At 59.9% G+C, this 20,385-nt stretch carries 15 protein-coding genes; 3 read left to right on the top strand and 12 right to left on the bottom strand.

Going from position 1 to position 20,385, the window contains the following annotated elements; genetic code table 11:
- Positions 1-22: 22 nt before the first annotated feature.
- The 4 genes from GO988_RS10355 to uxuA form a co-directional block, all read right to left on the bottom strand.
- On the bottom strand, positions 23-3,196 hold the full coding sequence (locus GO988_RS10355) for a SusC/RagA family TonB-linked outer membrane protein (RefSeq protein WP_157564898.1): 3,174 nt from the start codon (positions 3,194-3,196) through the stop codon (positions 23-25).
- Between the two features lie 53 nt (positions 3,197-3,249).
- Positions 3,250-4,086: an SDR family NAD(P)-dependent oxidoreductase gene (locus GO988_RS10350; protein WP_157564896.1), complete on the bottom strand. Its 837-nt coding sequence runs from the start codon at positions 4,084-4,086 to the stop codon at positions 3,250-3,252.
- Positions 4,087-4,122: 36 nt separating this feature from the next.
- Positions 4,123-6,246, bottom strand: a complete 2,124-nt coding sequence (locus GO988_RS10345) for an alpha-glucuronidase family glycosyl hydrolase (RefSeq protein WP_157564894.1) — start codon at positions 6,244-6,246, stop codon at positions 4,123-4,125.
- A 65-nt stretch (positions 6,247-6,311) separates the two neighbouring features.
- On the bottom strand, positions 6,312-7,544 hold the full coding sequence (uxuA, locus tag GO988_RS10340; RefSeq protein ID WP_198172619.1) for a mannonate dehydratase: 1,233 nt from the start codon (positions 7,542-7,544) through the stop codon (positions 6,312-6,314).
- A 318-nt stretch (positions 7,545-7,862) separates the two neighbouring features.
- On the opposite strand from uxuA, the gene GO988_RS10335 reads away from it, so the two are divergent.
- The 3 genes from GO988_RS10335 to GO988_RS10325 all read left to right on the top strand — a co-directional run bounded on the left by GO988_RS10335 (position 7,863) and on the right by GO988_RS10325 (position 11,583).
- A complete protein-coding gene (locus GO988_RS10335) occupies positions 7,863-9,041 on the top strand; it encodes a LacI family DNA-binding transcriptional regulator (protein ID WP_157564892.1) in 1,179 nt (392 codons plus the stop codon).
- A 145-nt stretch (positions 9,042-9,186) separates the two neighbouring features.
- Positions 9,187-10,035: an energy transducer TonB gene (locus GO988_RS10330; protein WP_157564890.1), complete on the top strand. Its 849-nt coding sequence runs from the start codon at positions 9,187-9,189 to the stop codon at positions 10,033-10,035.
- Between the two features lie 15 nt (positions 10,036-10,050).
- Entirely contained in the window at positions 10,051-11,583 is a 1,533-nt protein-coding gene (locus GO988_RS10325) for a diadenylate cyclase (RefSeq protein WP_157564888.1), read from the top strand.
- Between the two features lie 109 nt (positions 11,584-11,692).
- Here GO988_RS10325 and GO988_RS10320 read toward each other — a convergent pair whose 3' ends face one another.
- The 8 genes from GO988_RS10320 to GO988_RS10285 all read right to left on the bottom strand — a co-directional run bounded on the left by GO988_RS10320 (position 11,693) and on the right by GO988_RS10285 (position 20,288).
- Positions 11,693-12,208: a DUF4442 domain-containing protein gene (locus GO988_RS10320; RefSeq protein WP_317164833.1), complete on the bottom strand. Its 516-nt coding sequence runs from the start codon at positions 12,206-12,208 to the stop codon at positions 11,693-11,695.
- Between the two features lie 48 nt (positions 12,209-12,256).
- Positions 12,257-12,760 (bottom strand): PPC domain-containing DNA-binding protein, encoded by a 504-nt coding sequence (locus tag GO988_RS10315; RefSeq protein WP_317164832.1) that lies wholly within the window; start codon positions 12,758-12,760, stop codon positions 12,257-12,259.
- 50 nt (positions 12,761-12,810) lie between these two features.
- Positions 12,811-14,046 carry a hypothetical protein gene (locus GO988_RS10310; RefSeq protein WP_157564885.1) on the bottom strand — a complete coding sequence of 412 codons (1,236 nt, stop codon included), beginning with the start codon at positions 14,044-14,046 and terminating at the stop codon, positions 12,811-12,813.
- Positions 14,036-14,827 (bottom strand): hypothetical protein, encoded by a 792-nt coding sequence (locus GO988_RS10305; RefSeq protein WP_157564883.1) that lies wholly within the window; start codon positions 14,825-14,827, stop codon positions 14,036-14,038. The genes GO988_RS10310 and GO988_RS10305 overlap by 11 nt, the downstream gene beginning before the upstream one ends.
- Positions 14,828-14,962: 135 nt before the next feature.
- Complete coding sequence (locus GO988_RS10300; RefSeq protein WP_157564881.1) at positions 14,963-15,538, bottom strand: RNA polymerase sigma factor; 576 nt, start codon at positions 15,536-15,538, stop codon at positions 14,963-14,965.
- Positions 15,539-15,657: 119 nt separating this feature from the next.
- On the bottom strand, positions 15,658-18,285 hold the full coding sequence (locus GO988_RS10295) for an MGH1-like glycoside hydrolase domain-containing protein (RefSeq protein ID WP_198172617.1): 2,628 nt from the start codon (positions 18,283-18,285) through the stop codon (positions 15,658-15,660).
- A gap of 255 nt (positions 18,286-18,540) precedes the next feature.
- On the bottom strand, positions 18,541-19,125 hold the full coding sequence (rplQ, locus tag GO988_RS10290) for a 50S ribosomal protein L17 (protein WP_157564877.1): 585 nt from the start codon (positions 19,123-19,125) through the stop codon (positions 18,541-18,543).
- A gap of 173 nt (positions 19,126-19,298) precedes the next feature.
- Positions 19,299-20,288, bottom strand: a complete 990-nt coding sequence (locus GO988_RS10285; RefSeq protein WP_157564875.1) for a DNA-directed RNA polymerase subunit alpha — start codon at positions 20,286-20,288, stop codon at positions 19,299-19,301.
- Positions 20,289-20,385 lie beyond the last annotated feature (97 nt).

The raw sequence follows: 20,385 nt of genomic DNA, 5'->3' as shown, positions 1-20,385 counted from the left end.
CAGCTTTTCCGGTTTGCTGCGATTAAAAACCCAGGTTGACGCCCACAATGAAGGCCCGCGTTACGGGGTAGTTCGTACCAGTGCCGGCCAGGCCAGCCGAGCCACTGTTGGGGTTGCCACCCGTGAACTCGATGCCACCGGGGTTGCCCGCATTCAGACGAGTGGAGTACGACAAGGCATCGGGGTCAATGGCTTTGTTATCCTTAAAGAAGGGGTCTTTGGCCCAGATGAGCGGGTTTTGCACCTGGATATAGATGCGCGTCGAGCTCATGAAGGCAGCTTTGGCCCAGGCAGCTGGCAACGTGTAACCCAAGTCAATGCTGCGGATTTTGATGAACGTACCGTTGCGGTAGCCCAGCGTTTGGCCGTAGGTGGGCCACTCGGTAGCGCGCACCGTCTGGTCGGGCTCGGGGTAGGTGTTACTAGGGTTGGTAGGCGTCCAGTAGTCGAGGTTCACCTGGTTGCGGCGGCCGGTATTGGTCGTGAAGTACGTCGGCCCAAACAGGGTCGGGTCAACTACCGTGGCGCCTACGCGGGTGAGGGCAACCGCCGTGAGGTCGAAGCCTTTGAAGCGGAAGCGGTTGGTGATACCCGCCTCAAACTTAGGTTGGCGCGAACCGATAACCTGGCGGTCGTTGGCGTTGATAACGCCGTTGCCATCGGTGTCTTCTACTTTAATCTGGCCGGGCTTCGAGTTGTACTTCTTGGCCTGGTCGGCCTCAGACGTCTGCCAGATACCAATGTTCTTGTAGTCGTAAATGACGTAGAGCGGTTGGCCAATAAAGCGCTGGTTGCCTACATCATTGAGTTTGTTGCCGTTGGCGTCGCTTAAACCCAAATCGAGCACTTTCTCCCGGTTCACGGTGAAGTTCCAGTCGGTACTCCATTCGAAGCCGTCCGGGTTTTTGGGCCGCACGTTCACCGTGGTCAGCGAAAGCTCAATACCGCGGTTCTGGGTCTGGCCCGCGTTGCGAACGAAGGAGCCGTAGCCGCTGGCCGTGGGTAGGGCATCGGGCAGCAGCAGGTCGCTGGTGCGTTGCTGGTACACCTCTACGCTACCCGTGATGCGGTTTTGGAGAATGCCAAAATCGAGGCCGAAGTTGGTGGTCGTCGTGTATTCCCAGCCCAGATTCGGGTTCGGGATGCTGGACGGCACTACCCCAATGGCCCCGGTCGAGCCGTAGTTGTAGTAACCCGCGCCGATACCGGCCGACAGGGCACCCAGTGTCTGGTAGGGATTGACGGCGGTGCTGCCCACACGGCCTAGGCTGGCGCGCAGCTTCAGGGTGTTGAGCCAGTCCTTACCCTGCATAAAGCTCTCGTTGGCAATGTTCCAGGCCACGGCGGCCGAGGGGAAGGCTTTGTACTTGTTGCCCGGTGCTAGGCGCGACGAGCCGTCGGAGCGGACAGTCACGGTAGCCGAGTAGCGGTTGTCGTAGGAGTAGTTTACGCGGGCCATGTAGGAAATAATATCCCACTGCTGCGAGGTGCTGGCCGCCGAGCTGGGCGTGCCCGACCCCAGGCTGTTGTCGAGCTGGTAGTTGGTGGGCAAGTTGCGTACGCCGGTGCTAAAGCCGTCGTAGTTGTACTGCTGGGCGCTATAGAGGCCCGTAAAGCCTACCGTATGCTTGCCAAAGGTGTTGTTGTAGAGCAGCAGGTTTTCGGCCAGCAGGTTGAAGGCCACGTTGGTCGAGCGCGAGGCCGTGCTCTGGCCGCCGCCGTTTTGGGGCGTGTTGGAGGCGTAGAACTGGCCGTTGTTTTCGGAGCGCGCATCCAGCCCGAGGTTCAGGCGGTAGTCCAGCCCCTTCAGGATGTTTACCTGGCCGTAGAGGCTGTTGAAGGTGCGCAAGCGGCGGTTCTGGTCCTTGTGCGCATCTTGGGTATACAGCGTCAGTGGGTTAGAGCCGGCCGTGTCCGTGTTCGGAAACAGCACGGGTAGGCCGTTGGCGTCGTAGGCCGAAGCTAGCGGGCTGGTGGTCAGAATCTGATACAGGATGTTGATATCCGGGTCGTCGGCCACCGTATAGGTATTAAGCGTGTTCACGCCCACCTTGATGCGCTTGCCAATCTGCTGGTCGAGGGTAGCGCGCAGCGAGTAGCGCTGAAAGCGCTGTACCGGCACGATGCCCGTCTCATCATAATAGCCCAGCGAGGCCGAGTACTGCGTCTGGTCAGTGCCGCCGCTCACGCCTAGCACGTGGTTTTGGGTGTGGCCGTGTTGGAAAAGCAGGCTCTGGTAATCGGTCGTTTTGCCGGCCGCGTAGTTGGCCCGCTCATCGGCCGTCAGGAAGGTAGGGGTAGCCGGGTCGTAGTTAGCGTTCTGGGCCCGGTAAGCCTCCAGCTTGTAGTTGTAGTACTGCTGGCCATCTTGCAGGTTGTAGCGACCATAAATTCGCTTCTGGCCCGCGTAGCCGCTGTACGTGGCGCGGGGCGCGCCGCTCTTGCCGTGGCGCGTGGTAATGAGGATAACGCCGTTGGCCCCCCGAGCGCCATAAATGGCCGTTGAGCTGGCATCCTTCAGCACTTCCAGCGAGGTAATATCGTCGGGGTTCAAGTCGTTGAGGCTACCGTCATACGGCACGCCGTCCACTACCAGCAGCGGGTCGTTGCTGCCCGAGATAGAGCGGTTGCCCCGGATGCGGATAACCGGCGCCTGGCCGGGGGTAGTGCTGGAGCTCGACACCGTGATGCCGGCGGCGCGGCCTTGCAGCGCCTGGCCCACGTTGGCCACCGGCACGTCGCGCAGTTGCTCGTCGCTTACCGTCGAGATGGCGCCCGTTACCTGGCTTTTCTTCTGGGTGCCGTAGCCTACCACCTGCACCTCGTTGAGGGCTTGGGTTTCGGGGGCTAGCGTCGGGCTCAGGCTGGTGCGCTTGCCCACCGCAATTTCTTGCTTGGCAAAGCCTACCGAACTGAATACCAAGATGCTGCTATCATCCGGCACGCTCACGGTGTAGTTGCCGTTTACGTCGGTGGTAGCACCCACGGTGGTGCCTTTCACTACGACCGTCACGCCAGGAATGCCCTCGCCGTTGTCGGAAGTTATTTTGCCCGTCACGGTGTGGGCGCCGGCCACTTGGGCATAAGCGGCTTGCGGCACCATAGGGGCTAGGCCGCCGCTGAGTAGAAGTAGCGGCACCAGCCGCGACCATTTCCAGCCCCGTAGTGGGCGGGAGGAGGGTATGCGTGTGTTCATGGGGTGGGAAACTTGAAAAGTGAAAAAGCTGAAGCATAAGTAGGCCGCAAAGCCTAGAAGCCAATAGAATTGCCGCCATCCACGGGCAGCGAAACGCCCGTGATGTAGCGGGCCCCGTCGGAGGCCAAAAACACGGCGGCGTGGCCGATATCCTCGGGCCGGCCGAAGGTGCCCATGGGCGTGCGGCGCATGGCGCGGTCGCGGCGGTCGGGGTCCGAGTTCATGGCCGTGCGGCTCATCTCGGTTTCGATAAAGCCGGGGGCAATGGCGTTTACGCGCACGCCGTGGGCCGAAAACTCGGAGGCCAGCACCTTCACCATGCCCTCGACCGCCGACTTGGAGGCCGCGTAGGCCACCACGCGGTCGATGCCGTAGTAGGCGGCCATCGACGAAATCATGAGAATCGTGCCGCTGCGGCGGGCCACCATGCGCTTGGCGGCGGCGCGCGTGAGCGAAAACACGGCGTTCAGATTAGTGTGAATGATGCGGTTAAAATCTTCATCGGTTACTTCCAGCGCTGGCTTCTTCATGTTGATGCCGGCGTTGTTCACCAAAATGTCGAGCGGGCCGTGCGTGGCCTCCAGTTCCTCCACTAGGCCATCGAGCGAAGCCAAGTCGCACACGTCGTTGACGAGGTAATGCCCCCCTACCCCTAGCTCGGCCGTCGAGGCTTTCAGCACCTCTTCGCGCCGGCCCGTGATGACCACCGTAGCCCCGGCTTGCACCATGCAACGGGCTATTTCGAAGCCAATGCCGGTGCCTCCCCCCGTAATGAGCGCCACCCGCCCAGCCAGCGAAAACACATTTGGCTGCGCGGCCGGCGTGGGGGTAGGGTTGCTAGTAGCCGGCGCGGGGTGGTGGCCGTTGGGCGCGAGTAGGGTAGGTGTCATAGTTGGCAGCAATAGAGGCGAGCGGGCTAACCCGAATTATTTGAGTTGATAGAGTTGAACCAGGTTTTTGACGTCGGCCAGCGACCGGGCAGGCGGCACGAGCGGCGCCGGAATGGGCTGGCGCGCCAAGGTTTGGAAGTAGAGCACGCAGGCATCGCGCCACCACAGGGCTTCCTTGCGCTGGGTTTGGAGGCGGGCCGCCACGTCGGCGTACAGGGCGGGGTCGAGGGCGGGCTTGGCAGCGGCCCACTGCTGCTGCATCCACAGCACCGAGTCGGCGCCTGTGTAGTAGCGCGTGCACAGCTCGTTCCAGAGGGTGCGGCCCGTGGGCAACGGCTGCCGCCAGCCCACGTGGTGAAACCACAGCAGGTAGTTCAACGGGCAGGTTTGGGCGTTGCCCCACTGCTTTTGCACCTCGGGTTTGTAGAGGGCCAGCGCGTTGCTACCCCCCGCCGTGCGGTCGAAGCCCAGACCAACAGAATCGGCCTTGTGGTAGTACACGGCCGTCCAATCGGGCCGGCCGGCCTTGGCTAGCCAGGGCTGCGGGCCGTAGTGAATGCTCTCGCCCATGATGTGGTGCAAGCCCAGCGGCGTGGTGTAGCGCACGTAAATGCTGCGCGACTGCTCCAGCAGATTGGTGAGCGTGCGCACGGCGGCCGGCTCGGTGGTCAAGGTCATTTTGGTCCACTCGGCCGCGATGGTTTCGGGGCTAAGCATATGGTCCCAGGCCAGGCGGCCAAAGGCGTACCAGTTGGCTTGGCCCACCGGGTGGCCAGTCCAGTTGCGGTCGGCGCCGATGTTGGCTACCCCCGCAATGCCGCTCAGCTCGTGGTGGTCCACGGTGCCATCCACCACTTTGGCCACCGTCGAGCCGGGGCCTTTGGCGTAGGTATCGGCTTCGAGGCACTCCTTGATGAGCGGCGCTAGGTACACGAGGTGAGTCGCAAAACCCAGGTATTCTTGTGTCAGCTGCACTTCCAGCAGCAGCGGCGTTTTGGGCATAGCCCCAAACAGCGGGTGAAACGGCTCACGGGCCTGAAAGTCAATCGGACCGTTTTTAACCTGCACCAGCACCTTGGGGTCGAATTTGCCGTCGAGCGGCTGAAACTCCTCGTAGGCCTCCTTGAAGCGGTCGCCGTTGCTGTTGGCTTTGTACACGAAGGCGCGCCACATCACTACCCCGTCGTGGCGGCCCAAGCTCTGGGCCAGCATGTTGGCACCGTCGGCGTGGTTGCGGCCGTAATCTTGCGGGCCGGGCTCGCCTTCAGAATTGGCTTTCACGAGGAAGCCGCCAAAGTCGGGGATGGCTTTGTAAATCTCGTCGCTCTTGGCGGCCCACCATTGCTTCACGGCCGGGTCGAGCGGGTCAGCCGTGTTCAGCCCGCCAATAACTTTGGGCGCGGCCCACATCACCGATAAATACACCCGGATGCCGTAGGGCCGCATGACGCCCGCCAGGGCCGCCACTTTGGCCAAGTACTCGGCCGACAGGTAGCGGGCGCTGGCATTTACATTGTTGATTACTACCCCATTGATACCAATTGAAGCATTGGCGCGGGCATAGTCGGTGTAGCGCGGGTCGAGGCGCTCGGGTAGCTCGTACCACTGCCAAATGCTGGACCCGGCGTAGCCCCGCTCCACCGTGCCGTTTGGGTTGTCCCAGTGGTTGAGCAGGCGGAAATTGATGCGCGGATTACTCGTTACGTTCAGGCCGGCCAGCGGCTGGCGCGTTTGCACCTGCCGCAGCAGCGCAAAAGCGCCGTAGAGCACTGCCCGGTCGGTGCGGCCCGTGATAACGAGGTTATTTTTCTCCGAAAAAATATGGTAGCCTTCGGGCTTGAGTGCCTGGCCGCCAGCGCTAGCCTGGGCATCGACGCGCAGCACAATACCGCCTGTGCGGCTGCCGGCTGCCGCCACTACCGGCACCGCCTGGCCCAGCAGCCCACTGAGGCCGCGCTGCAATTCGGCGGCAGCCGTACGCACGCCGGGCGTGGTGCCACTGCTGGCAATAAACTGCGCGGCCCGCTGGTACTGCTGGCGCGGCGCGGCGTCGGCTATGCGGTCGTATTTCAGCCACAGCCGATAGCCGTCGTCGGCTCGGCTGCTAGAAGCAGCGGCCACAACCAGCAGCAGAAGCAAAAACACATTGCGTAGCAACATGAGGGAGTGGGTGGGAATGGGATAATAAAAAAGAAAGCAACTGGCGCAACCGGGGCCGGAGAGCCCTAGCGGGCGTAGGCGACCTCGGCGGGCTGTGGTACCTCGGCTAGCGCGCGGCGTATGCCATACTCTAGGCCGCGCAACTCGGCCAAGCCACGGAGGCGGCCAATGGCCGAGTAGCCAGGGTAAGTCTTTTTGTGCAGGTCGTCGAGCATTTGGTGGCCATGGTCGGGGCGCAGGGGTAGGGCGGTGGTTGCCTCGCCAGCCGCCTCGCGGCGCAGCTCTTCCTGCACCAGTGCCTGCACCACGGCGTACATATCCACGTCGCCCGCCAGGTGGTCGGCTTCGTGGAAGTTGCGCGGGTTTGCTTCGCGCTTGGTAGCGCGCAGGTGCACAAAGTGGATGCGCGCACCGAAGCGGCGCACCATGGCCGGCAGGTCATTATCGGTGCGCACGCCTAGCGAGCCGGTGCAGAACGTGAGGCCATTGGCCGGCACGTCGCAGGCAGCTAGCAAGCCCGCCAGGTCGGCCTCGGTGCTCACTACCCTTGGTAGGCCCAGCAGGGGGTAGGGCGGGTCGTCGGGGTGAATGCACAGGCCAATCCCCAAGTCCTCGGCTACCGGAGCCACGGCCCGCAAAAAGTAGTACAGGTTTTCGCGCAGGGCCGCGGCGTCAATGGTTTTATACTCATCAAGCAGGCTCTGAAAACCAGCCAGCTCAAAGGCTTCTTCTGAGCCCGGCAAGCCCAGCAACACCACGTTACTTAGCTGAGCTACTGCCTCGGCGCTCATGGTGGCAAACTGCTGGCGGGCGGCGGCGGCCACTTCGGGCTCGTAGTCGGCTTCGGCACCGGGCCGCCGCAAGATGCAGAGGTCGAAGAGCGCAAAATCCTGCCACACAAAGCGCAGCGCCCGCGAACCGTCGGGCATCTCGTAGCTCAGGTTGGTGCGCGACCAATCCAGTACGGGCATAAAGTTGTAGCACACGGTGCGCACGCCGCAGGCGGCCAGGTGGCGCAACGACTGCTGGTAGTTGGCGATGTACTGGTCGCGGCTGGCTCGCCCCTTCTTAATGTCTTCGTGCACCGGCAGGCTCTCCACAACGGCCCAGTGCAGCGGCGAATGGGTCGCGTTATCGGCCTCAATAAGCTGCTGACGGGTCCGGATGTCGGCCTCCGTCCACACGGCCCCAACGGGCAACTGGTGCAGCGCCGTTACGACCCCGGCGCAGCCAGCCTGGCGAATGTCAAACAAGGAAACTGGGTCGTTAGGCCCAAACCAGCGCATCGTATGCAGCATGAGAGCTACTTGTTATAGTGCAATTATTTTTGAACCTTTCTCAGTACACCCTACTAAGCAGATTGGGCAGTTACTGAGTGAGTGGTTCCTCATCTCTTACCCAAATGTAAGAGCCGAAACATGCGTGTCAAGAGGCTAAAAACCTCTATCTCAATTAAATTTCGCAACAAACCTATCGGCAACGATTGCGGAATCGCTGCCGATAGCTATTTTCACCAAAAAATTATCGACATTTTTTTTAGCTAGCTCTTTGGCTTCGCAAAAAAGTCTTGCCGAAACATACCTTTACATTATCCATCTTTTCCCACCCTTGCTCTTATGGTTGAATGCGTTAAATGCCGAATGGCCGATGGTGTGATGAAAGCTGGCTTTGTGCGGGGCCGCCAGCGCTTCTTTTGCAAAAGCTGCGAGTACCATTTCACGGAGGCCAAGCCCACGGGCACTACCGAGCGCCGCCGCCACCAAGCCACGCTTAGCGACGTGGCGCGGGCGGTGGGGGTAGCCCCCTCCACGGTATCGCGGGCCATTAATGGGCATTCCGACATCAGCCCCGCCACCCGCCAGGCCATTCTGGAGGCGGCGCGGCAGCTTAGCTACCAACCCAATTTTTTGGCCCAAAGCCTCAAGAACCAGGCAACTTTCACCATTGGCGTAGTGATACCCGACATTGAGCGGCCGTTTTTCGCCACCGCCGTAAGCGGCATTCAGCAGGTGGCAGCTGAGGCGGGCTACCGCGTCATGATTTGCCAGTCGAAGGAGTCGTACCGCACCGAGGTAAGCAACGTGCAGGCGCTGGTAGCCAGCCAAGTAGATGGCCTACTCATTTGTCACTCGCGCGAAACCGAGAACTTCGACCACATGAGCCCAACGGCTTGCCGGGGCATTCCTATTGTGCACTTTGACCGGGTATATAACCAGGAAAATGTGTCGCGGGTGATGATTGACGACTGGAGCGGCGCCTTCGCCGTGACCGAGCATTTGGTGCTGGAGGGTTGCCGCCGCATTGCTATTTTAGCCGGGCCCGAATCGTTGCTCATCAGCCGGCAGCGGCAGGCGGGCTACCAGAGCGCGCTGCGCAAGCACGGCCTACCCGTCCTCGAAGAGCTGAGCGCCCACATCGACTTCAAATCGGCGGCGGCGGTGGCCTGCCTCGATGATTGGCTGGCCTTGCCCGAGCCGCCGGACGCCATTTTCGCCATCAATTACACCAACGCGTTTGACTTGATACTGGCCCTAAAAAAGCGCGGGCTGCGCGTGCCCGAAGACATGGCCATTGTGGGATTCGGCGACGAATTTCTGGCTAGTTTGATTGAGCCGGGCCTCACGACCGTTGACCTGCACCCCTACCGCATTGGGCAGCAGGCAGCTATTTTGTTCTTGGAGCAAATGGCGCAGAAAGAGCAGTTTCGGCCGCGTACCACTGTTATCTCCGGCGACCTTATCATCCGGCAATCGTCGTTGCGCGGCGAGGGCGAGTCGTTTAGATTGGGGATTTAACGGCGACGCTAGGCAGTGGTAACTAGCAAAAAGGCAGCCCAAATAGTAGCTTCGTAGCTGGCTGGACTGGGGCAGGCGCGAGTGCGCCGGTTCCTACCAGCGTCATTTCGGGAACTGGCGTCCGCCGCTTGCCCTTTGCTTTTATATGAAGCCCTACTTTCTGCTACCCCTGCTGCTGGCCGCCACCGCACCAGCTTTGGCCCAAAAGCCCGCCAAGCTCAAGTACACCGCCGACGACCCCAAGCACATTTACGATGCCGTGGAGCAGCCCGCCGTGCCCAAAGGCGGCCCCGCTGGCTACGCCGACTACTTAGCTACGCACCAGAAGTACCCCACCGCCGCCATGAAGGCCAACCAGGAAGGCACCGTGCTGGTAACCTTTGTGGTGGAGCGCAGCGGCAGCATTGGTGAGGTGGAAGTGCAGAAACCGGTGGCCCCGCTGCTCGACGCCGAGGCTATCCGCGTGATTAAATCGGCTCCGAAATGGACGCCCGCCCACAACCACGGCCAAACCGTGCGCCAACGCGTAACGGTGCCCGTGAGCTTCGTGCTGGCTGAAGGTTCGGGCGAAGTGGTGGAGGTGCCCGCCGCCGGCAGCACCGTAGCGGCCAAGCCCCTACCCCCTGGCGCCGTGGCCGCCGCGCCCGGCACCACGTCGGTTATTGGCACCACGGCCAGCGGCACCAACATCATACGGCCCGAGAAATCGGCCCAGCCGGTGGGTGGCAACGCCGCGTTTTTTAGCTGGATTGCGGCCAACCAGAAGTACCCCGACTTGGCTCGCAAGCGCCACATTCAGGGCAAAGTGCCGGTAGAATTTACGGTGCAGCCCGACGGCTCGCTCGCCGATGTGCGTGTGGTGCAGAAGCACGGCTCGGGGCTCGATGAGGAAGCCGTGCGCCTCATTAAAGCGGCGCCCAAGTGGGAGCCCGCCCTGTATCAAGGCAAACCAATAAAGCAAAAGATGACCTTGCCGGTTCTATTCCAGCTCTAGGTTACATTCTGGCTTATGTCTGTCTTATTCACTTCTACTCCTCCCAACCCACCACTTGCTGTTTGGCGACACCAAACGCGCTATCGCATAGCTGCTCAGCAAACTGCTCAGGCGCTATTCGATGCCCTCGACGATGACCTCCGGCCGCTGGTACTGGTGCTGGGCCTGCCCGCCGACCCCGCTGCCGACCTGCCCATTGTGGTAGAGCCCGCCGAGGCGGGCCTAGCACCCGAGCTGTTTGCCGAAGCCGTGGCGCACGGACGCCTTAAGGAACTGCGCGGCGGCCCGGCTTACAATGCCAGCATGGAAGACGGCATGAGCCCCGAAATACTGAAGCTACGCTTCGAGACGCGGGGCGTGCGCGCTGCTGTGCAGTACACGCTGGAGCAGTTTGATAAGGATAGCCCACACCTGCACTTTTCGTCGTGGCCGGTGCGGCTGGGCGACTACTACGTCATCACCATCTTGCAGATGGAGCGCAAGCCGCTGAAAGCCTACCCCTCGCTGCGGCCCGACCGCTACTACACCAACGGCCGGCCGCTGGCATCGTCGTTGGTGGAGGGCGCGCTGTTTCGTTTCAACGAGGAGTGCGTGAAGTCGCTGAACGAGCCCGAGCCCGGCGCGGGCCTGCTTTTCCGCCCCCGCGAAACCGACGAGCTGCTGCGCGCCGCCGGCAAAAGCCTGCTCGACACGCCCGCTCAAGCCCTGGGCGCCGACCCCACAGTGGCCGTGCTTTTTTACACCCTCAATACCATCTCTAGCCTGCGCTACGAGGGCGGGGCAGGGGTAGGGAGCCTGCTGCTGGCCCGGCGCGGCCACCCCAACATTGAGGAGGTATTTGCTCTCACCTGCCCTACCGAAATGAGCGACTACCGCGCCGTGCGCAAGCTGCTCGAAATGGCCAACGCCGATGTGCACCTGCTGGCTGATGGCGAGAAAGTGTATGCGCTGGGCCGCCAGGTGGGCAGCTACGATGCCAGCCGCGAAGATTTATTCGACATCAACTTCGTGACGCACTATACCTGGGAGCTAGCCCACGCCGGCCAGGTGCTAATGCGCGCCCGCTACGGCCTGCCCACCCTGCCGCGCCCACGCCTCAACCGTGCCCACTTCAAGCGCGACCTCAAGCGCACTTTCGGCATGAACAACCCCGAAAAAGGCAAGCGCCTGTGGGAGGTAGTGCTCGAAGCTAGCCGCCAGGCCAAGGGTACATTGCTGGTCATCACCACCGAAGCCCTGGCAGAGGCCGACCGCCTAAAGCTTCAGTGCACGCTCATCGAGCCGGTGCCGCTTACGCCCCTCATCACGCAGCTCGTGACGGCCATCGACGGCGCGGTGCTGCTCGACCCCGAGGGCTACTGCTATTCCATTGGGGTTATTTTGGATGGCAAGGCCAGCGGCCACGGCACTAGCACCCGCGGTGCCCGCTACAACTCGGCCGTGCGCTACGTCGAAAGCTCGCCCTACCCCTGCCTGGTAGTCGTAGTGAGCGAAGACGGCATGGTGGACGTGCTCACCAAAGAAAGCCTGGCCGAAGAGCGCGAGTAAGGTCGATAGTTATTATAAGCCTTACGCAGGTGTGGTACACCGGATTATCCGGAGGGCTTTGTAGTACCACACCTGCGTAAGCACGTAGGCTTTAAAGTAACTAAGCTCCTTATTTTCTGGCTCGAAACGACCACGTGATTTTAAACACCGCCACCACGTCGCCGGCCTCGTCGCGGCCGGTGCTGGTGCACACCACGGTGCGGCCCTCGCCAGTGGCCCGGCTTTCGGCCACGGCCTGGGCAATGGCTGCTCCGTCGGGGCACGTGAAAGCAATAGTACCCACGGCTTTCTTACTAAACTCGGCCGTGAGGCCTACTACGAGCATCGATACTGGCCCGCCACTTTGCACCTGCATCATGGCCTGAATACCGGATGCCAGCTCGGCTGCCATGCTTAGGCAAGCGAAATAAATGCTTCGGAAAGGATTTTGCGTCAAGTACTTGTAGGGTATCGTGACGGTGGCCTCTTCTGGCGTGAGGGCACGCAGGCGCAAGCCAGCCAGCGCCGCCATCGGCAGCTTGCGCAGCATAAATAACCGCAGCTTGAGGGGGCTCAGCACTTGGCGGCGAAAGGCGGCCGCCTGCGGTGTATCGCGGGGGGTAGGGGTAGCGGCGGCACTGGGCACGGCAAAGAAAGCCCGCCGGAAAGTAGCCGCCGTGGCCGGGCGAAGCTACTACTTTTTGGCTTTGCTTGGCTTACCCGCGGCGGGCGTGGCCGCGCGTATCACCAGTTCTTTGTAGCCAAACGTGGGGTCGGTTTCGCGGGTAAAAACCAGCTTGGGCAACGCGCCTAACACGATTTCGGCGGTGGTGTACACCCGGTTGCCATCCAGCAAATGCCCGCCGATGGTGCGGCCGGTGCTATCGCTCACGCTCAAGTGCAGGTGCGCGCCGCCCGACTTCGATACGGTACCCACGAGCGACACTATCTCGAAATGCCCGTGGTAGTGCGTTGCATTTTCCTGGTTGGCTAGCCGCAAGCTCACATCGGTGAGGCTGCCCACGCAAGTAATCAGCGTCCCAGCTTCGATGTGCTGCGCCACTACGAAAGCCAGAAGCTGCTGGCGCAAGTCGGCGCCGGGGGCCAGGCGCAGCGCGTAGGCGTTGAGGCTAGAAGCAGGGGTAGGCGACACAGGCAAGGCAGTTTGGGCCCGCGCGGAGCTGGCCAATAGAGTCAAGGCTAAAAACAGGGGTAGGGAGCGCAGCACGGCGCAAAGCTACCAGCCGCCTACTTGCTGAAGCGCACAGTGCCGTAGCGCACCTTGATGTTGACATTGCCGGCGCCGCGGGCGGGCACCCGGCCCCCGTACACGCCTAGCACGTCGGCAATGCCCTGGCTGCTTTCACCGGAGGACAGCACGCGCACCAGTTTTTTATCTACTAGCAGCTGGCCTTGCTCGGTGCTCACATCAAACTGAAAGCTGGGGGTAGCCTCCGCAAAACCCAGCCGGATGGTGCTGTGGCCACCATCCAGGTTTATCTGCCGGAAGTTGGCGCCCATATCGCGTACTTCAAAATCGGGGCAGTAGCGCACGGCCATATCGAGGCCTTCGCTGAGTTTATCCACACTAAAGCGTGAATAACCCGACGAGCCGCGCAGGTTGCGCACCGTGCCCAGGGCCACATCGCCGTACTTGCTGTGCACGGTTAGGTCCTGCACCGTGCCCATGTCCACGTCTGAGTAATTGGTGCGCAGCTCAATTTTATCGCCTACGTCGAGGCGCAGGCGGGCATAGTCGGCTTCGAGGCTGGCCTGCTTCACGTAGGGCAGGGTCGCATCGCCGTTGGCAATATGCACCACGTTTTGGGTGCCATTGAGGCGGGCGGTGTGCAGCGCGCCGTAGTTGACGGTAAGTTGGGCGGAGCCCTGCCAGTCGCCGGCCAGCGTCACATCCGCAAAGGAAGTAGTGAGGTGCAACGCTGTGGTAGCGGGCAACCACACGGTATAATTGACCTCGTAGCGGCAGCCAGCGCCGCTGCATTTGCCTTTCAGCCCCGGCCCAAACTGCGAGCTAACGGCCACGCCGCCTGTGCGGGCATCGTAGTCGAGCCACTGCACGCTCAGGCCATCTAGTAGCTGGGTGGCGCCAGCCGGCGTTTCGGCGCGGGCTATGAGCTCAGCTTCGACCTTCATTTCGGTCTTATTCCAAGTGTTTATTCGCACGCGGCCGTAGCGCGTGTCCAAGGAGAACGGCTGGCCGGTCTTTGCTACCTGAAAGCGACGGCTGTAGCGACGGCGCTGCTCAATGGGCGGCACGGTTTGCTCCTGGCTCGGCTGTGCAGCCGGCGCCTCTTGCAGTGCTGGCACTTGCGGAGCTTGCCCGCTACTAGTGCTTGGCGCTACGTAATAATTCAGTTGCCCCCGCTCGTCCTTGGTATCGGGCACAGCCTGTGCCTCTGCCAGGCGGCCAGTCAGGGCCATCCCTACCCCCAGCACGAACGTCAGGCAGGGCTTAGCGGTCATTGCGATGCACCATAATGTTGTCGGCTAAGACGCGGCTATCGGCCAGGACGTATTCGCCAGCATTGCCCGCCTCCGCTAGCGCCGATTGGTCGGCGCCGTGTAGCTCCAATTGCCGGTCCAAAATATCGAGTCTGATTTGCAGATTACGGTTCATGGCCGTCAGCACTACTTCGGGCTGCGGGTGGCGGGGCAGTTCACGCTTTAATTGCTGGTAACTCGAGTCGAGGCCCACCAGCTCGCGCGCCCATTCGGCCGTAGCCGCCGGAGCTAACTGGCCCAGCTGCGCCTTGCGGTCCGTGAGCTGGGCGATGTAGTAGCGTTCCATGCCATGCACTGCCGTGTCGAGGCGCGCATCCACGCCGGGGCCGCCTTGGCTAGCGGCCAGCACCGTAGCATCGGGGCCGAGGTACAGCGCCGCATCGGTGGCAGCACTGGGCTGCGCTGGCGTAGCCTGGTCGGCCACTACCAAAGCGTGCTTCGACTTCCACACCTCCCCTACCCCTGCCGCTACTACTAGCAGGGCCAGCGCCAGCGCGGCGCCGTAGCGTTGCCACCGGGCACCGCTGGTACGCTGCGCCCGCAGCACAGGGCGCGGCTTATCGCCTACCCCCGCTTCGGGGGCAGAGATGCTCATTACTGGCGTTTCTGCCTGGGTGGGCGTTTCGCCGTGCAATTGCTTTTCGAGCGCCGCCCACAACTCGGGACGCGGCTCGTGCAGGTCGAAGTCGGCTCGGTGCCGCTCCGCGTATTTTTCTAGCGAATAAGGATTGATAGGTTCCATAAATAAATAGCACCCCGTTGCTGCCCAGATTACTGCGAGGGCTGGGCTAATACGGTTACCCGGCTGCAAAAGCCGGCAGAAAAGGGTGGGGAAGGATGAGAAGATGAATGAGATATCACTAAGCCAGCTCGTTAGCTAGCTTAAGCCGCGCTGCAAAGCCAGTTCGCGCAGGCGGGTGCGAGCCCGGCTGTACTGCGACTTTGAGGTTGACTCCGTAATGCCGAGAATTCCGGCGATTTCGAGGTGGTCGTAGCCCTCTAGCAAATACAGTGACAATACCACGCGGTAGCCATCGGGCAGCTCCTGAATGCAGCGCCGCAGCACATCGGCGCGGTACTGTTGCTCGTCGGCCTCCTCGCCAGCGTGGGGGGTAGGGCCGTCGGCGGGGGTGTCTTCGTGGTGAAAATCTTCGAGCGGTACTAGCTGCAAGCGGCGCTGCCGCAGGCAATTGATGCTTTTATTAACAACTATCCGCTTGAGCCAGGCCCCAAACGACGAATCGCCCTTGTACCCGTTTAGCTCGCGAAAGGCACTCAGAAACGACTCTTGCAACACATCCTCCGCCTCGGCATAGTCGCCCGTGATGCGCAGTGCGGCATTGAACATGGCTTTCGAGTAGCGCCGGTACAGCTCGGCTTGCGCCTGGCGGTCATTTACGCGGCACCGCTCGACCAGCGGGGCATTGATATCGATATACGCAACGGCTTCCATAGGCAACTCTTAGCTGGGGATAGGCGTAAAGGTCGGGTACTTGCTGAATACTAGCTAACAGACAACAGCTTTCGGCGTGAGGTTGCACTTGCGGCCCCGAATGCATGATAGCCAAGCCGCTACATACTAGTTCGCTGCTGCAGTAGCCGCACGATGAGGCCCGTCCAGCCGGTTTGGTGGCTGGCACCCAGGCCGCGCCCACTATCTCCGTCAAAGTATTCGTGAAAGAGCAGGTAGTCCCGGAAGTGCGGGTCGTTTTGCAATGGCCCGGCGGGCCCAAAAGCTGGCCGGTGGCCATCGGCATTCTTAAGCAGCAACTTGGCCAAGCGCTCCGACAGCGCCGTGGCAATTTCGGCCAGCGTGTGCAGGTTGCCCGAGCCCGTGGGGTATTCTACCTTAAAACCGTCGCCGTAGTGCGAATGAAAGCGCTGCAACGATTCAATAATCAAGTAATTCACGGGAAACCAGACCGGACCGCGCCAATTAGAGTTGCCTCCAAACATATCAGAATCTGACTCGCCCGCCACGTAGGCCACTTCGAACCTATCTTCTTCGGTTTCGAATTCATACGGGTGGTCGAGGTGGTAGCGCGACAGCGACCGAATGCCGTGTTCGGAGAGAAATTCAGTTTCGTCTAGCATCCGGGTGAGCACGCTCTTAAGGCGGCTGCGGCGCATTAAGCCCAGCAAATGGCTGGTGCTTTTGCCCGGCTCCTGCCAGCGGCTCACTAGCTGGGCCAAATGGGGCCGGTGCTGCACCAGCCACTGCGCCCGCGCCGCAAACTGTGGCAAGGCTTCCAGCAGCTCATCATCCACTACCTCCACGGCAAACAATGGAATCAGCCCCACCATCGACCGGATGCGCATGTGCGTGCGCGAGTCATCGGGCGCGTGCAGCACATCGTAGTAGAACTGGTCCTGGTCATCCCAAAGGTTAAACCTGCCGCCGCCACTGCGCGTCATGGCGTAGGCAATGTACAGGAAGTGTTCGAAGAACTTGGTGGCCATTTCCTGGTACACCGGGTTGGTCTTGGCCAACTCCATTGCTATGCGCATTAAGTTGAGGGCAAACATGGCCATCCAACTAGTGCCGTCGCTCTGCTCAATTTTGCCACCCGTGGGCAGCGGTGCCGAGCGGTCAAAAACGCCAATATTGTCCATGCCCAAAAAGCCGCCCTCAAAAATGTTGCGCTCGTCGCGGTCCTTGCGGTTCACCCACCACGTAAACGTCATCACAAGCTTCTGAAAAACGGCCTCCAGGAATGCATTGTCGCCGTAGCCGCCGTTGAGCTTGCGGTCCATCTGGTACACGCGCCAAGTGGCCCAGGCGTGCACTGGCGCGTTCACATCTTCAAACTTCCATTCGTAGGCCGGCATTTGGCCATTAGGGTGCAAGTAGCCGTCCTGGCACAACAGGCGTAACTGCTGCTTAGCAAAATCGGCGTCTATCATCGCCAGCGGCAAGCAGTGAAACGCCAGGTCCCAAGCGGCATACCACGGGTACTCCCACTTATCGGGCATCGAGATGATGTCGGCGTTGTGCAAGTGCCGCCACGTCGAGTTGCGGCCATGCAGGCGCTCTGCCGGGGGGGTAGGGCGAGCCGGGTCGCCATCGAGCCACTGGCTGACATCGTAGTAATAATACTGCTTGCTCCACAGCATGCCCGCGAATGCCTGCCGCTGTACCAGGCGCGCGTCTGGCTCCGTCACAGCTTCCTGCACGCAGTCGTAAAACACCTCGGCTTCGTCCCGGCGGTCAGCAAATACTTGGTCAAAATCCGCAAAGGGCGCTTCGTGCACAGGCTGGCTCAAACGTACCCGCACTACTTGCGCCTGGCCGGGTGCTACTACCAGGGTATAGTGTGCCGCCGCCTTTGTACCCTCCTGGGCTGGGTTAATAGCCGCTTTGTCGCCCGCTATCACATAGTCGTTTATCCCGTCTTTGAAGTATTTGCCCTTTGCGGTCTCCTCCCCTAGCAAAACCGGATTCGTCTCGTTCTCGCAAAAAAGCAGGTCTGGGCGCTGGTCACAATAAAACTGATACTGCCCAAGGGCTTGGTGGCTGGCCACTATTGCATCAGTTGAAGCGCTGCATAGCTTGGGCTTGTGGTCGTCGTAGCCCAGTGTCCAAGTATTGCGAAACCATAGCTGGGGTAGCACATGCAGGGTAGCAACTTCCGCACCTCGGTTGTGCACTGAGATTTGGATGAGAATATCTTCCGGCCCAGCTTTCGCATATTCAATAAAGACATCGAAATACCGGTTTTCGGCAAAAATCCCCGTATCCAGCAGTTCATACTCAGGCTCTGACTTAGTACGCTTGGCGTTTTCTTCTAGTAGCTCCTCATATGGAAAAGCCTGCTGCGGGTACTTATACAGCATTTTCATATAAGAATGGGTCGGCGTACTGTCGAGGTAATAGTACAGCTCTTTCACGTCCTCACCGTGGTTGCCTTGCCCATTGGTAAGGCCAAATAGACGTTCTTTCAACTGGCCATCTACCCCATTCCAAAGCCCGACCCCAAAGCATAGCTGCTGTTGGTCGTCGCTGAGACCACCAATGCCTTCTTCTCCCCAGCGGTAGGCGTAGGCACGCGCCATATCATGCGCGATATATTCCCAGGCATTACCATCAGCACTATAATCTTCGCGCACGGTCCCCCACTGGCGCTCGGTGAGGTAGGGACCAAATTTTTTCCAAGCTACCAAGGAGTTATTGGCAGCGGCCAAGCGTCGTTGTTCTTCCATAAGGGGGTACATAGGGCTAGCGTTGCGCTAGCAGCTAGTAGAATTGGGTACTACATACTGCCTGCCCATGCACACAGTTGCTCTAGCAGCACCTCTAGCCCCGAAACAGGAGATTGTTCGGCTTGGGTAATAGACCCTCAGCGGTGTTAACTATCAATCGTTTCCCACCTCTATTAAGGAGCAGTTAGGAAAGTCCTAAAAACAAAGAAGGGACGCGCCTTGCGGCACGTCCCTTCTTTAAAACCTAATTTAAAACTACTCGGCCTTCTCAGCTTCCTCACGGGTTTCACCGTTAGTTAGCGTGTCGGTAGCCGTATCAGCCGGAGCCTCTTGGGTAGTAGCAGCTGGAGCATCGGTTACTACAGCGGCCGATGTGCCAGCTTCGTTGCCAGCCGCTTCAGCCTTACCACCACGACGGCGCGAACGGCGCGTAGTGGTCGATTTGGCTTCGGTAGCGTTTTTAGCTTCGAGCAGCGTCTCGTTGAAGTCGACCAGCTCGATGATGCACATATCAGCGTTGTCACCTTGGCGGGTAGCACTTAGCTTCAGGATGCGGGTATAGCCACCGGGACGGTTCGCGATTTTCTCAGCTACCGAACCGAACAGCTCTTTCAGCGTCTCTTTGCTTTGTAGGGTAGCAAACACGGTCCGGCGCGAGTGCGTCGTGTCGTCTTTTGCCTTAGTTAGTAGGGGCTCAATGTACTGGCGTAGAGCCTTAGCTTTAGCCACCGTAGTGGTTACGCGCTTGTGCATAATCAGCGCCGAAGCCATGTTCGACAACATCGCGTGGCGGTGGGCGGTAGTACGGCCCAAGTGGTTGATTTTTTTACCGTGTCTCATCGGACAAAATGGTTAAATGCTACGCTTGCGGAAAAGGACCACGGCGGGTGGCTAGAACCTCATTAGAACCCCAATCCCTAGGGCGCAGCGGGTAAATAAAAAATGGATATAAAAAATTGCTGGCTGCTAATCTCCTCACCCGAGGCAATCAGCAGCCAGCAATTCAGGCAATTCTAGTCTTCGTCGAGGCGATATTTGCCGAGGTCCATACCAAAGTGCAGACCTTTCTCCTCTACGAGGTTCTCTAATTCAGTTAAACTCTTCTTACCGAAGTTGCGGAACTTCATCATGTCAGCCATATCGAGCTGTACCAATTCGCCCAGCGTTTTGATATCAGCGGCTTTCAGGCAGTTGTAAGCGCGCACCGACAGGTCCATCTCGCCAAGCGAGGTTTTTAGCACCTTGCGCATCGCGAGGGTTTCCTCATCAATCGGCTCGGCAGCTGCCGGACGGTTGCCGCTCAGCTGAATCGTGCTGTCCGAGAACAACATGAAGTGTTGAATCAGGATATTAGCTGCACCTTTCAGCGCCTCCTCCGGATGAATCGAACCGTCAGTCTGGATTTCAATCAGCAAACGCTCGTAGTCAGTTTTCTGCTCTACACGCGTGTTTTCAATGCTGTATTTCACGTTCTTAATAGGCGTGTAAATAGCATCAATCGCAATCTGACCGAAAACCTGGTCGGCAGGCTTGTTTTCATCAGCCGGTACGTAGCCACGGCCACGCGCAATGGTCAACTCAAACTCTAACTCTTTAGCGGGGTCTAGGTTGCAGATAACCAGCTTTGGGTTCAGAATTTGGAAGCCCACAGCAAACTTGCCGATGTCGCCAGCGGTAAACGTATCCTGACCGCTCACGCGCACCGTAATCTTGTCCTCAATGGCGTCGCTGATTTTCTTGAAGCGCACCTGCTTGAGGTTCAAAATGATTTCGGACATGTCCTCAATCACTCCTTCAATCGTCGAAAACTCGTGCAGCACCGAAGTCGTACGCACCGACGTAATGGCGAAGCCCTCTAGCGACGACAGCAGAATGCGACGCAGCGCATTCCCAATCGTAACGCCGTAGCCCTTCTCCAGAGGCTTGAATTCAAACGAACCAGTGAAGTCGTCGGATTTCTCCATCACCACTTTCTCCGGCATCTGAAAAGCTAAGATTGACATATGTGGGGCAGTTAATTATGTAACAGGAAAAGCAAGCCTTGAGCTTGCCTTAGTACTTGGTAGCCAGCCATAACCGTAATCGGGTCATTTTGGTGCC

This window comes from Hymenobacter ginkgonis (genome assembly GCF_009755225.1).
GTDB classification, from domain to species: Bacteria; Bacteroidota; Bacteroidia; order Cytophagales; family Hymenobacteraceae; genus Hymenobacter; species Hymenobacter ginkgonis.
This window is presented reverse-complemented; position numbering and strand designations above follow the sequence as displayed.